Annotated in this window: 13 protein-coding genes; 11 read left to right on the top strand and 2 right to left on the bottom strand. The window is 71.9% G+C overall.

Annotation, left to right across the window (positions count from 1 at the left end; genetic code table 11):
- Positions 1–13 precede the first annotated feature (13 nt).
- The 6 genes from I6I07_RS28070 to I6I07_RS28045 all read left to right on the top strand — a co-directional run bounded on the left by I6I07_RS28070 (position 14) and on the right by I6I07_RS28045 (position 5993).
- On the top strand, positions 14–451 hold the full coding sequence (locus I6I07_RS28070) for an Rrf2 family transcriptional regulator (RefSeq protein ID WP_198484579.1): 438 nt from the start codon (positions 14–16) through the stop codon (positions 449–451).
- Between the two features lie 160 nt (positions 452–611).
- Positions 612–1859, top strand: a complete 1248-nt coding sequence (locus I6I07_RS28065; RefSeq protein ID WP_198484578.1) for a D-amino acid dehydrogenase — start codon at positions 612–614, stop codon at positions 1857–1859.
- Between the two features lie 208 nt (positions 1860–2067).
- Entirely contained in the window at positions 2068–2982 is a 915-nt protein-coding gene (locus tag I6I07_RS28060; RefSeq protein ID WP_006394124.1) for a DMT family transporter, read from the top strand.
- Between the two features lie 107 nt (positions 2983–3089).
- The gene (locus I6I07_RS28055) at positions 3090–4049 is read left to right on the top strand and encodes a proline dehydrogenase family protein (RefSeq protein WP_198484577.1); all 960 of its coding nucleotides are present in this window, start codon (positions 3090–3092) and stop codon (positions 4047–4049) included.
- 64 nt (positions 4050–4113) lie between these two features.
- Positions 4114–4932: a helix-turn-helix transcriptional regulator gene (locus tag I6I07_RS28050; RefSeq protein WP_198484576.1), complete on the top strand. Its 819-nt coding sequence runs from the start codon at positions 4114–4116 to the stop codon at positions 4930–4932.
- A gap of 122 nt (positions 4933–5054) precedes the next feature.
- Positions 5055–5993: an alpha/beta fold hydrolase gene (locus I6I07_RS28045; RefSeq protein ID WP_198484575.1), complete on the top strand. Its 939-nt coding sequence runs from the start codon at positions 5055–5057 to the stop codon at positions 5991–5993.
- On the opposite strand, the gene I6I07_RS28040 is transcribed toward I6I07_RS28045, so the two are convergent.
- Positions 5902–6564: a flavodoxin family protein gene (locus I6I07_RS28040; RefSeq protein ID WP_054432295.1), complete on the bottom strand. Its 663-nt coding sequence runs from the start codon at positions 6562–6564 to the stop codon at positions 5902–5904. The genes I6I07_RS28045 and I6I07_RS28040 overlap by 92 nt on opposite strands.
- Positions 6565–6678: 114 nt before the next feature.
- Here I6I07_RS28040 and I6I07_RS28035 point away from each other — a divergent pair, with 114 nt between their 5' ends.
- Entirely contained in the window at positions 6679–7563 is an 885-nt protein-coding gene (locus I6I07_RS28035; protein WP_198484574.1) for a LysR substrate-binding domain-containing protein, read from the top strand.
- Positions 7564–7600: 37 nt separating this feature from the next.
- On the opposite strand, the gene I6I07_RS28030 is transcribed toward I6I07_RS28035, so the two are convergent.
- Positions 7601–8899: an MFS transporter gene (locus tag I6I07_RS28030; protein ID WP_198484573.1), complete on the bottom strand. Its 1299-nt coding sequence runs from the start codon at positions 8897–8899 to the stop codon at positions 7601–7603.
- Between the two features lie 97 nt (positions 8900–8996).
- Between I6I07_RS28030 and I6I07_RS28025 the strand changes: the two genes are divergently transcribed.
- The 4 genes from I6I07_RS28025 (at position 8997) to I6I07_RS28010 (ending at position 12673) form a co-directional block, all read left to right on the top strand.
- Entirely contained in the window at positions 8997–9956 is a 960-nt protein-coding gene (locus I6I07_RS28025; protein ID WP_232626147.1) for a LysR substrate-binding domain-containing protein, read from the top strand.
- A gap of 1 nt (position 9957) precedes the next feature.
- On the top strand, positions 9958–10845 hold the full coding sequence (locus tag I6I07_RS28020; RefSeq protein ID WP_232625789.1) for a LysR family transcriptional regulator: 888 nt from the start codon (positions 9958–9960) through the stop codon (positions 10843–10845).
- A 101-nt stretch (positions 10846–10946) separates the two neighbouring features.
- On the top strand, positions 10947–11576 hold the full coding sequence (locus tag I6I07_RS28015) for a glutathione S-transferase family protein (protein ID WP_198484570.1): 630 nt from the start codon (positions 10947–10949) through the stop codon (positions 11574–11576).
- A gap of 41 nt (positions 11577–11617) precedes the next feature.
- Entirely contained in the window at positions 11618–12673 is a 1056-nt protein-coding gene (locus I6I07_RS28010; protein WP_232625787.1) for a pyridoxamine 5'-phosphate oxidase family protein, read from the top strand.
- Positions 12674–12675 lie beyond the last annotated feature (2 nt).

The raw sequence follows: 12675 nt of genomic DNA, 5'->3' as shown, positions 1-12675 counted from the left end.
TATCCTGGCGCCCATGCAACTGACCCGATTCACCGACTTCGGCCTGCGTGTGCTGATGTACCTGACGCAGTGCCGCGACCGGCCCGCGGCGGTCACCATTCCGGAGATCGCCACGCGCTTCGACCTGTCGCGCAACCACCTGGTCAAGGTGGTGCACTTCATGGCGCAGCGCGGCTGGGTCAGCACGGCGCGCGGCAAGGGCGGCGGCCTGGCGCTGGCGCGTCCGGCGGCCGAATACCGGCTGGGCGACCTGGTGCGTGAACTGGAACAGCAGGGCCCGCTGATCGATTGTCACGAGCCGCCCTGTGCGCTGGACGGCGCCTGCCGCCTGTCGGGCGTGCTGGCGCAGACCTTGCAGGCGTTCTACGACGCCCTCAACGGCTATTCCCTGGCCGATTTGGTGCGCGATCCGACCGCCGCCGCCATCATCAAGCTGCATCGCGCCGCCTGACGGGCGCGCCGGCTGGTGGTCGGTGGCCGTGGGCGTGACCTCTGGCCGCCAGACCGGTCCATGAGCCGGGGTTATGGGTGCTGGGGCTTTGGTGATTTGCGGTCATCCGTCCCCCGCTTCAGAATAAGACCATCGCCATTTTCTTATCGGGATGCAGGGTATGCGCGTATGCGTCATCGGCGCCGGGGTCGTGGGTGTGACTTCGGCCTATTTCCTGGCCCGCCAGGGCCATGAGGTCGTGCTGGTCGACAGCCACGCCCATCCGGCCGAGGTGTCCAGCTACGCCAACGGCGGCCAGCTCAGCTACAGCTACGTCGCGCCGCTGGCCGGGCCGGGCGTGCTGCCGAACGTGCCGGGCTGGCTGCTGCGCGAGGATTCGCCGCTGCGTTTCCGGCCGCGGCTGGACCCGCACCAGTGGCGCTGGTGCCTGCGCTTCGCGCTGGCCTGCCGCGCCTCGGTGGCGCGCGAGTCCACCGCGCAATTGCAGGCGCTGTCCTTTCTCAGCCGCGATGCCATGCACGCCTTGCTGGAACAGGAAAACCTGGAATTCGGCCATCTGCGCAACGGCAAGCTGATCGCCTATCGCAGCGCGGCCCTGTTGGAGAAGGCGCGCGCGCTGGTCGCCTATCAGGCGGCCCACGGCGCCGAGCAGCAGGTGCTGGACGCCGCCCAGACGCTGCAACGCGAGCCGGCGCTGGCCGGCATGGGCGCCAGTCTGGCCGGCGCCATCTACACCCCGAGCGAAGAGGCGGGCGACTGCCGCCAGTTCACGCAGGCGCTGTTCGAACGGCTGCAAGCGCTGCCCAACGTGCAGTGCGCCATGTCCAATCCGGTCGCCGGCCTGCAGCGCGAAGGCCGCCGCATCGTTGCCGTGCACACCCGCGACGGCGACATCGGCGCCGACGCGGTGGTGCTGGCCACGGGCATCGGCACGCGCGCCTTGCTGCAGCCGCTGGGCCATGACGTGCCGCTGTATCCGCTCAAGGGCTACAGCCTGACCGTGCCGCTGGCGGACGACGACACCGTGGCGCCGCGCATCAGCGTCACCGACTACGAGCGCCGCATCGTCTACGCGCGGGTCGGCGGGGTGCTGCGGATCGCCGCCATGGTCGACATCGGCAGCGCCAACGACGACATCGATCCGGCCCGCATCGCGCTGCTCAAGCGCCAGGTGCGCGAAGCCTTCCCCGCGCTGGACCTGGCGCAGGCGATTCCCTGGGCCGGGTTGCGCCCGGCCACGCCCACCGGCAAGCCGCTGATCGGCCGCAGTTCCGCCGCCGACAACCTGTGGCTGAACATCGGCCAGGGCGCGCTCGGCTTCACGCTGGCCTGCGGCAGCGCCGCGCTGCTGACCGCGCAGATGGCGGGGCTGGAGACGCCGCTGGATCCGCTGCCGTTCCGGCCGTGAGGCCGGGGCCGGACTTCGGGGAGCAGCACTCCCCGGGCATGTCCATCCGGGGCATGTCCGCTTCCGGAATGTCCATTTCAAGATAGTCGCTGCCTGTTCATCGGCAGACGGGCGCGCTCGCGCTCAATAGGATACCGCTCATCCGCCACCTGCGCGGCGCCTTGCGTCGCGGCGGAGAGCCGATTCCCATTCTGCGAGTGATCCCATCATGCCCTACCTGTTTCCATTGTTCGCCATCCTGTTCTGGGCGGGCAATGTCATCGTGTCCAAGATGGCGGCCAGCGCCATCTCGCCCACCGCCATCACCTTCTACCGGCTGATCCTGGCGCTGGCGATCATGGGCCTGTTCACGGCCGTGCCGGCCTGGCGCAACCGCAAGGTCATCCTGCGCCACTGGCCCAAGCTGGCGCTGTATGGCGCGCTGTCGTCGGCGCTGTTCCAGGCGCTGTCGTACCGCGCCGCCGAAACCACCACCGCCACCAACATGGCCATCCTGACCGCGCTGATCCCGCTGCTCAGCATGCTGCTGAGCGTGGTCATCCTGCGCGATCCGCTGACGCTGGGCATGGCGGCGGGCGGGGCGCTGTCGTTCCTGGGCCTGCTGTACCTGGTGGGGCAGGGCGAGATGCTGAGCGTGTTCCAGCACGGCATCCACGTCGGCGACGGGTTGATGCTGCTGGCGGCCTTCTCGTACGCGCTGTACGGCGTGCTGCTGCGCCACTGGAAGGTGCCGCTGCCGGCGTGGCAGTCGACCTTCGTGCAGTCGATCTTCGCGCTGCTCTACATGCTGCCGCTGTACCTGCAGGTGCCGGCCGCGCAGGCGGCGCTGGACGCCAAGACCATTCCGCTGATCCTGTACGCGGGCATCTTCTCGTCGGTGCTGCTGTCGTTCCTGTGGATCGAAGGCGTGCACCGCCTGGGCCCCAACCGCTGCAGCATCTTCATCAACCTGCTGCCGCTGTTCACCGCGCTGGCCGCGTTCGTGCTGCTGCGCGAGCAGTTGCGGTCGTATCACCTGCTGGGCGGCGCGGTGACGCTGCTGGGCGTGCTGCTGGCGCAGACGGTGCAGCGGCCGCTGTTCGGCCGTGGCCGGGCCGCCGCCTTGGCCGCCGGCAAGGCGTAAGGAACGCGGGCGCGGGCCGACGGGGCCACACGGCCCGCCGCATTCACTCCCGTTCAAGACGCGAGCCGGTCGCCGCCGCATAGTGAGGCGCTTTGACCGGAGCGTCCATGAGCCTCTTCCAGAAATCCGCCATCGCGCTGGCCCGCAGCCCGGCTGTGGGGCGCGCCATGCGCGCACTGGCCGCGCGCACGTCGCTGGCGCGCCGCTTCGTCGGCGGCGCCGACATCGCGCAGGCGGTGCGCACCGCGGTCCGGCTGCGCGAGGCGCACGGCATCCGCGCATCCTTGTTCTACCTGGGCGAGTACGTGGCCGACGCCGACGCCATCGAGCACAACACGCGGCAGGCCATGCAGGCCTGCGCGGCGTTGGGCCAGGCGGGGCTGGACGTGCACGTGTCCATCGACCCCACCGCCATCGGCTACATGCGCGGCGACGCGCTGGGGCGCGGCAATGCGCGGCGCATCGCCGTGGCGGCGCGCGAGGCGTCGGCGGGCGGCCGCGACTGGGTGGTGCTGGACATGGAGGACTCGGGCCTGCGCGAGCGCACCTGCGCCCTGCATCGCGAGCTGCTGCAGGCGGGCCTGCCCGCCGGCCTGACCCTGCAGGCGCGCCGCCGCGGCACGCCGGCGGACCTGGCCGCGACCATCGGCCAGCGCACCTCGCTGCGGCTGGTCAAGGGCGCCTTTCCCGAACGCGCGCTGGACCATGCCGGCCGCGCCCGGATCGACCAGGCCTACCTGGACGCGGCCGCCATCATGCTGTCGCCGGCGGCGCGCGAGGCCGGTTTCCTGCCGGTCTTCGGCACCCACGACGACCGGCTCGCGGGCGTCATCATGACGCTGGCGCGCGAGCGCGGCTGGGCGCCGGAGGCGTTCGAGTTCGAGATGCTCTATGGCGTGCGGCCGGACTGGCAACTGGCGCTGCGCCAGCTGGGCTATGCCGTCCGCGTCTACCTGCCGTTCGGCCAGGACTGGTGGCCCTACGCCGCGCGACGCATCGGCGAACATCCGCGCAACGCCTGGCTGCTGGCGCGTGCGGTGGGCACGCAAGGGCGCTATTTCGGGTAGCCTGTCGCCAGCGCGGCCGCCGCCGGCCGCCGCGTCCCGACTGTCCTGCCCAGGCGTTTTTCCGATGGCGCTTTCCCAACATATCTGGCATTGCGGCGCGAACCTGCCCGGCGACGTGCTGATCGCCGACCTGCGCGCCTATCGCTACGAGGCGCACTTCCACGATGCCTGGTTGATCGGCGCCATCGCCCGCGGGCGCTGCGCTTTCAGCGTGCACGGCCGACCGTTCGAGGCGGGCGAGGGCGACCTGGTGGTGATCGCGCCGGGGCAGGTGCACACCGGCGGCACATCGGCCGGGCTGCTGGCCTACCGCATGGCGTACATCGAGCCGGGCTGGTTCGAGGACCATGCCGTGGCGCTGCGCGAGGGCGGCCTGGCGCTGCCGGGGCCGGTGATCCATGACGCCGCGCTGTGCGACGCCTGGCTGGCGGCGCTGGCGCCCGACGCCGTCGACGACGCCGCGCGCAGTGGCCGCCTGTCGGCCGCCCTGTTCGGCCTGCTGGCCGCGCACGGGCGGGCGCCGGCCGCGTCCGAGGCGGCGCCGGCCGGCGAGCCGGACGTCTGCGCCTTGCTGTTGCAGCGCATGCGCGCCGATCCGGCGTGCGCGCCCGACCTGGAGGCGTTGGCCCAGGCCGAGGGCCGTCACCGCAGCACGCTGGTCAAGCGCTTCGCGCGGCGCTACGGCCTGCCGCCGCTGGCGTGGCTGCGCAATTGGCGGGTGGCGCGCGCCCGCGCGCTGCTGCGCGGCGGCCTGCCGCTGGCCGAGGCGGCGCTGGCCGTCGGCTTTGCCGACCAGGCGCACCTGACGCGGGTGTTCAAGCAGGTCTATGGCAGCCCGCCGGGAGTGCTGCGCCGCTCGGCGGGGCGCTCAGTGGTCAATTAGACATTCCTGTGGATCATGTAATGGGCGACGAATAATCGTTTGAATCAGCACTTTCGTGCGGGTTTAATCGATCAAGACAGTAGGTTTTCGTGCCTTATTGATTGATCATTAGGAATGTGAATATGGACCTGCAACGCATCACGCTGCGCGCCGCCGACGGCGTGGCGCTGGGAGGCTACGTGTGGCGCCACCCCGAGCCGGATCCGGCCGGACCGCGTCCGGTGGTTGTCATCAACGCCGCGACGTCGGTGCGCTGCCGCTATTACGCCCGGTTCGCGGGCTACCTGCACCAGCACGGCTTCGACGTGCTGACCTACGACTATCGCGGGATCGGCGAATCGCGGCCGGCCTCGCTGCGCGGTTTCGAGGCGTCCTGGATGGATTGGGGCGAGAAGGATTTCGAGGCGGTGCTGGGCTATGTCGACGCGCATTTTCCCGGCCAGCCGGTGGACGTGGTGGCGCACAGCATCGGCGGCTTCGTCACCGGCCTGGCGCCGTCGGCGCGGCGGCTGCGGCGCATTTTCACCATGGGCGCGCAGTACGCCTACTGGCGCGACTACGCCGCCGGGCAGCGCCTGCGCATGCTGGCCAAGTGGCATGTGGTGATGCCGCTGCTGGCGGCCTGTCTGGGTTATTTTCCGGGGCGCCGGCTGGGCTGGCTGGAGGACACGCCGCGCGGCGTGGTGCGCGACTGGAGCCTGATGGGGCCGCGGTTCGAGGGGCGCGGCGGGGCGGACCATCGGGTGGCCGCGATGGCGGCGGTGACCGCGCCGATCCTGGCGCTCAGCGTCACCGACGACGAATTCGGCACCGAGGCCGCCATCGGCCGGCTGCTGGCGTATTTCACCGGCAGCGCCCGCACCCATCTGCGGTTGGCGCCGGCATCGCTGGGGCTGGAGGCGATCGGCCACTTCGCCTTCTTTCACGAGCGTTTTCGCGACACGCTGTGGCCGATCGCGCTGGGCTGGCTCAGTCGCGGCGAGCGTCGCCTGGCGGGGGCGACGCCCATACGTTGTGACTGCGTGGCGTCTCTAGCCGATAGTCCGAGTATTTCCGCGTGAAGAATTCCGCCCCGAGCGCCTCGGCCGCCGCCAGCGGACGGCGCGGGTCCAGCGCGACCTCGCCGCGGCTGTTGCCCGAGCCGTGCACGTAGCCGACGAAGTCGGCATGCGTGTAGCGGGCGAATTCCTGCACCTGGTGCACCACGCCGAGCACGGCGCCGGGATAGGTTTCCTCCGAGGCCACGGCCAGGCCCAGGCGCTTGCCGGCCATGCGCGCCTTGACGGCCTCGGGCTCGGGGCCGGCGCCGGCGTAGTGGGTGAAGGAGCGATCGAAGAAGGCCTTGGTCTGCGCCGACATGCCATACCAGTAGAGCGGGGTGCAGAACAGCACGCCGTCGGCCGGCAGGAAGTGTTCCAGGAACAGCTCGCCATAGCGGTCGTCCGGCGCCGACGCATGGCGCAGGTCGGGCAGGAAGCCCTTGATGTAGTCGTCCAGGAACAGCAGCGTGGCCGCACTGCCGGCCGCCTGGGCGCCACGCAGGGCGGCCGCGCCCAGGGCGGCGCTGTTGCCATCGCGGCGGGGGCTGCCCGCCAGGATCAGCAGGCGTTTATGTTGATGATCTGAATTCATGTTTGATTGCCTCGTTTGGAAGATATTGCCAGGCAAATTTACGGATATCCTCCCGCAGCGACAAACGAGAATTTCTTGGCTAAGATGAAATTAATTCATCTATAAGGGGCCGCTGTGTTCGCCTCCCTGCCGGTTACCGCGCTGCGCGCGTTCGAGGCCGCCGCGCGGCTGCGCAGTTTCAAGGCGGCCGCGGCCGAGCTATCGGTGACGCCGACCGCCGTGTCGCACCAGATCAAGGCGCTGGAGCGCCACGCCGGCGTGGCGCTGTTCGACCGCGTGCCGCAGGGCGTGCGCCTGACCGATGGCGGCGCGCGCCTGTTCGCCAGCGCGCATGGCGCCTTGCTCGACATCGCGCAGACGCTGGATGCGCTGCGGCCGGCCAGCGCGGCGGGCGCCCTGACGCTGTCCACCACCCATTCGTTCGCGGCGCTGTGGCTGGTGCCGCGGCTGGGCCGTTTCTACCAGGCCTATCCGCAATACCAGTTGCGCCTGCAGTCGCAGGCCGAGACCATCGACCTGCTGCAGGACGCCAGCGTGGACGTGGCGATCCGCTACAGCAGCCGGCGCTATCCGGCGCTGCACGCGGCCTGCGCGTTGCAGGAGCGGTTCGGCGTCTATGGTGCGCCGGCCCTGGTGGCGCAGGCGCGCCGCGCCAAGCCCGCGCTGGTGACGGTGCGCTGGCGCGATTCGGCGCTGTATGACGAGGGCTGGCGCCAATGGTGCGATGCGGCGGGCCTGCCGGGCTGGCGCAAGCCGGCGGCGGTGCACGCGTATGCCGAGGAACACTATGCGTTGCAGGCCGCGATCGCCGGGCAGGGACTGGTGCTGGCCAGTTCGGTGATGGTGTCCGACAGCGTCGCGGCCGGCACGCTGGTGTCGTTGCGGCCCGAAGTGAGCGTGGCGGGCGCGTCCTACACCGCGCTGTGCGCGCCGGGCCGCGAACGCCATCCGCCGGTCAAGGCGTTCCTGGCGTGGCTGCGGCAGGAGTTCAAGGGCTAGCGTTGGCGTTGGCCGATGGGTGTCGGTCGGCGCGCATTCAGGGCCGCGCTGGCCGCGGCAGCAGCGGCAAGACCGCCAGCATGGCGACGCCGGCGGCCAGCCAGGCCAGCGGCCAGGACGCGGCCGCCACCAGCCGCGGCAGCGCCAGCGGCGTCAGGAACAGCCCCAGGTAGACGCAGGTGTTGGCCAGCCCCAGCGCGGTGCCGGCGCGGGCGGCGCCGGCCAGCGTGGCCAGCTCGGTGTAGGCCACGCCGTGCCAGGCCGATGCGCAGATGCCGGCGATTGCCAGCAGCACCGGCACGGCCAGTATCGCCACGCGATTGCCAGGCGCGTCGCCGACGGCCCAGGCGGCGGCCGCCAGCGCCATGAACAACAGGCCTCCCAGCCAGACGCAGCCGCGCAGGTAGGCGCGACGGTTGCCGTGGCGGTCGGTCCAGCGGCCGCTGGCGATGCGCGCGACCATGGCGCCCAATTGCACCGCCACCATCACGGCGGTCAGCGTGGCGATGCCGGCGCCGCTGAAGTCATGCAGGAATACCGTGGCGAACGTCAGCACCGCGAATTGCGGGCAGCACAACAGGCCGATGGCCACCGCCGCGCGCCACACCCGGGCGTCGCGCAGCGGGCTGGAGGACGGGGCGGCGGCCCGCGTGCGACCGCCAGGCGAGGGGCGGGCGTCCGTGCCGCGCGGCGCGGACGCCCGCGCGCGATCCGGCTCGCGCAGCCATCCCAGCGTCAGCAGCGTGGCGCCCGCGCACAGGCCGGCCAGCAGGCCGAAGACCGCGCCGAAGCCGGCCCGCGACGCCAGCCACGGCAACACCAGCGCGCCCAGGCCGCCGCCCAGCGGCACGGCGGTCTGGCGGATGCTCATCGCCAGGCCGCGCTCGCCCTCGTCGAACCACGCCATCACCGCGCGGCCACTGGCGCCGTTGACGCTGCCGCCCATCACGCCCACCAGCAGCAGGCCCAGCGCCAGCAGCCACAGGGCGGGCGCGACGCCGTGGGCCGGGGCGGCGCACAGGCTCATCCAGGCCAGCGCCGCCGCCGTCGCGCCCAGGCCGGCCAGCAGCACCGGCCGATCGCCCCAGCGGTCGGCCAGCAGGCCCCAGGGCAATTCGAACAGCGCCACGCCCAAGCCGAGCACGCCCAGCGCCAGGCCGAGCGCGTCGTTGTCCAGGCGGTAATCGGCGCGCATGAAGACGGCGGTGGCGGGCAGGCCGGCCGCCGCCGCGGAGAACGCGACATTGGCGGCCACCCCCACCGCCAGCACCTTCCAGCGGTGGGCGGGGCGCGCGGCAGGGGCGGGGGCGGAAAGCGCGGAGGCGGGCAGGGACATGACGGTTCCAGGCGGGATTGACGCGGCAAAGTCTGCGCCCGTAACATCATTCTGAAAATCAGGAAATTTTCAATTAAAGGTTTTGAAAAACGGGATGATCAGGCCTGTCACCTTTGACCTGGACGTGTTGCGCAGTTTCGTCGCCGGGGTCGAGCTGGGCAGCTTCGGCCGCGCGGCCGACCGTCTCGGGCGCTCCACGTCGGCCGTCAGCGCGCAGTTGAAAAAGCTCGAGGAGCAGGCCGGCGTGCCGCTGCTGCGCAAGGCCGGCCGCGGCCTGGCGCTGACCGACGCGGGCGAGACCATGCTGGCGTACGCGCGCCGGCTGCTGGAACTGAACGATCAGGCCTCGGTGGCGGTGCGCGGCACGCGCCTGCAGGGGCGGGTGCGCCTGGGGCTGCAGGAGGATTTCGGCGAAATCCTGCTGCCGCAGGTGCTGGGCCAGTTCGCCCGCGCCCATCCGCAGGTGCGGATCGAAGCGCGGGTGGCGCGCAACGCCGAGCTGCTCGAACGCCTGGCGGCCGGCGAACTGGACCTGGCGCTGGCCTGGGACCATGACGCGACGCGGCCGCATGGCGTCAGGTTGGCCGAGCTGCCGCTTTGCTGGATCGGGCCGGCCGTCACCGGTCCCGCCGCGCCGGCGCGCGATGCCGACGGCGCCCTGCCGCTGGTGGCGTTCGAGACGCCCTGCCTGTTCCGCGGCCGCGCCACCGAGGCGCTGGACCGCGCCGGCATCGCCTGGACCTCGGCCTTCATCAGCCCGAGCCTGGCGGGCCTGTGGGCGGCGGTCAGCGCGGGGTTGGGGGTGATGGTGCGAACGCCGCTGGGGTTGCCGAACGGATTGCGGGTGATGGCGCCGGGCGAGCAGGGCCTGCCGCCGTTGCCGGGGCTGGCGTTGTCGCTGTATCACGCGCGGGGCCGGCCCGGCCCGGTGGCCGCGGTCCTGGCCGACATCGTGCGCCAGTGCGTGCGCGACAGCGTCGCGGCGCTGCCCGCCGTGCCGGGCCTGCCGGCGCGCATCCATTCCGAGGAGGCCGAGCGCCTTGAACCGATTCCATGAAATGAGCGTTTTCCTGGCGGTGGCCGAAGCGCAGAGCTTCGCCGCCGCGGCCCGCCGGCTGGCGATGTCGGCGCCGAGCGTGACGCGCAGCGTCGCGGCGCTGGAGCGCCGACTGGGCACGCTGCTGCTGGTGCGCACCACCCGCAGCCTGCGCCTGACCGAAGCCGGCCAGCGCTACGCGGCCGACTGCCGCGCCATTCTGGAGGCGGTGGAGCAGGCCGACGATGCCGCCGCCGGCGCCATGGCCGCGCCGCGCGGGTCGCTGCACATCACCGCGCCGGCGCGCTTCGGCGAACTGCACGTCATGCCGGCGGTGCTGGGCTACCTGCGCCAGCACCGCGAGGTGTCGGTGCGCGCCTTGCTGGTGGATCGCGTGGTGAACTTGCTGGACGAAGGCGTGGACGTGGCGGTGCGCATCGGCGCCTTGCCCGATTCCACCCTGACGGCGGTGCCGGTGGGGCAGGTGCGGCGGGTGGTGTGCGCCTCGCCCGCGTTCCTGCAACGTTACGGCACGCCCGACAGTCCGGACGCGCTGGCGCGTTTCTGCACCATCACGGCGGCGATGGAGGGGCGCGGCTCGCAATGGCGTTTCCTGCAGGACGGCCAGCCGCGGCGCCTGCCGCTGGAATCGCAATTGACGGTGACCTCGTTCCAGGCCGCCGTGGCGGCGGCCTGCGAGGGCTGGGGGCTGACCCAGGTGGTGTCCTACCAGGTGGCGCGCGACCTGGCCAGCGGCGCCCTGCAGGTGGTGCTGCGCGACTACGAGATGGCGCCGATGCCGGTGCACGTGGTGTATCCGGAAGGGCGCAAGAGCTCGGCCAAGGTGCGCAGCTTCGTCGACTTCTGCGTCGATGCGCTGCGCCGCGACCTGGCGGCCCTGCCGGCCTGAATCCTTTCACCGGCGGCAATGGTGTCTTGCGCGCCGTGGCCGTTCCCCGGCGGGCGGCTCGGGTTCAACATGGAGGCCTGTTTCCAACCCGAGATGCCGCCATGTCCGCCGCTCCCCTGACGTTCTACAGTTTTCCCCTTTCCGGCCATTCGCACCGCGTGGCGCTGATGCTGTCCCTGCTGGAGGTGCCGCACCGCACGGTCGATGTGGACCTGCGCAGCGGCGCGCAGAAGCGGCCGGATTTCCTGGCGCTGAACGCCTTCGGCCAGGTGCCGGTGATCGACGACAACGGCGTGGTGGTGGCCGATTCGACCGCCATCCTGGTGTACCTGTGCAAGCGCTACAACGGCCAGGCCTGGCTGCCCGAGGACGCGGTGGGCGCGGCGGCGGTACAGCGCTGGCTGTCGGCGGCCTCCGGCCCGCTGGCGGGCGGCCCGGCCGCGGCGCGGCTGGTGACGGTGTTCGGCGCCCCGTACGACGTGCCGGCCACGCTGGCGCGCGCGCATGCCCTGCTGGCGGTGATGGAGCAGGAGCTCGCGGCCACCGGCTACCTGGCGGGCGCCGCGCCGACCATCGCCGACGTGGCCTGCTACACCTATGTGGCGCATGCGCCCGAGGGCAACGTATCGCTGGCGGCGTACCCGCGGGTGCGCGCCTGGCTGGCGCGGATCGAGGCGCTGCCGCGTTTCGTGCCGATGGTGGCGTCGCCGGTCGGGTTGCGGGCGGCGTGATCGCAAGCGCGCGCGGCCTGTCCGCGCGCAAGGAGCCTGACATGAATGCGACCACGATGAAGCCGGTTGGCGCCGCGGACGCCGCGCAGGCCGGCGGCTCGCCCGCCGCCGCGCCGACGGCCGCCATTGCGCCGACGACCGCCACCGCGGCCGCACCCTGGCACGCGGGCGAGCGGCAGTTGCAGGCGCGCATCGGCATGGCCGAGCGCATGGCGCAGGTCGGCGCCAAGGTGATCCGCCCGTACATGCCGGACCAGCACCGCGCCTTTTTCGCGCAGCTGCCGTTCCTGGTGGCGGGCGCGGTCGATGGCCAGGGCGATCCCTGGGCCGGGGTGCTGGAGGGCGAGCCGGGTTTCGCCGTGTCGCCGGATCCGGCCACGCTGCGGGTCGCGGTGGTGCCGGACGCCGACGATCCGCTGCGCGCCGGCATGGGGCCGGACCAGCCGCTGGGGCTGCTGGGCATCGAGCTGCACACGCGCCGCCGCAACCGCATGAACGGCCGCATCGCCGCGTGGGATGGCAGGCGCTTCGAGGTGGCGGTGGCCGAGTCGTTCGGCAACTGCCCGCAGTACATCCAGGCGCGCGATTTTCATTTCTCGCGCTCGCCGGCCCTGCGCTTTCCGGGGCCGGTGCGCGAGCGGACGGGGCTGGCCGATGCCGACCGGGCGCTGATCGCGCGCGCCGACACGCTGTTCGTGGCGACCTATGCCGACACCGACGAGGCCGGGCGCCGGGTCGATGTCTCGCATCGCGGCGGCAAGCCGGGGTTCGTGCGGATCGACGGCGACACGCTGACGGTCCCGGATTTTTCCGGCAACCGCTTTTTCAACACGCTGGGCAACATGCTGCTCAATCCGCGCGCCGGGCTGCTGTTCATCGATTTCGAGCGTGGCGACGTATTGCAGGTGTCGGGCCGCGCCGAGGTGATCCTGGACAGTCCGGAGATCGAGGCCTTCGCGGGGGCCGAGCGGCTGTGGCGCGTGCACGTGCAACGGGTGCGGGCCAGGCCGGGCGCGCTGGCGCTGCGTTGGCGCTTCGGCGGCTATTCGCCGACCGCGCTGGCCACCGGGCAATGGCCGCAGGCGACCGCTGCCTGACG

The sequence above is a fragment of the Achromobacter deleyi genome (assembly GCF_016127315.1).
In the GTDB taxonomy this organism is placed as follows: Bacteria; Pseudomonadota; Gammaproteobacteria; order Burkholderiales; family Burkholderiaceae_B; genus Achromobacter; species Achromobacter insuavis_A.
The sequence above is the reverse complement of the archived record's forward strand: the minus strand, read 5'-3'. Positions and strand labels throughout refer to the sequence as shown.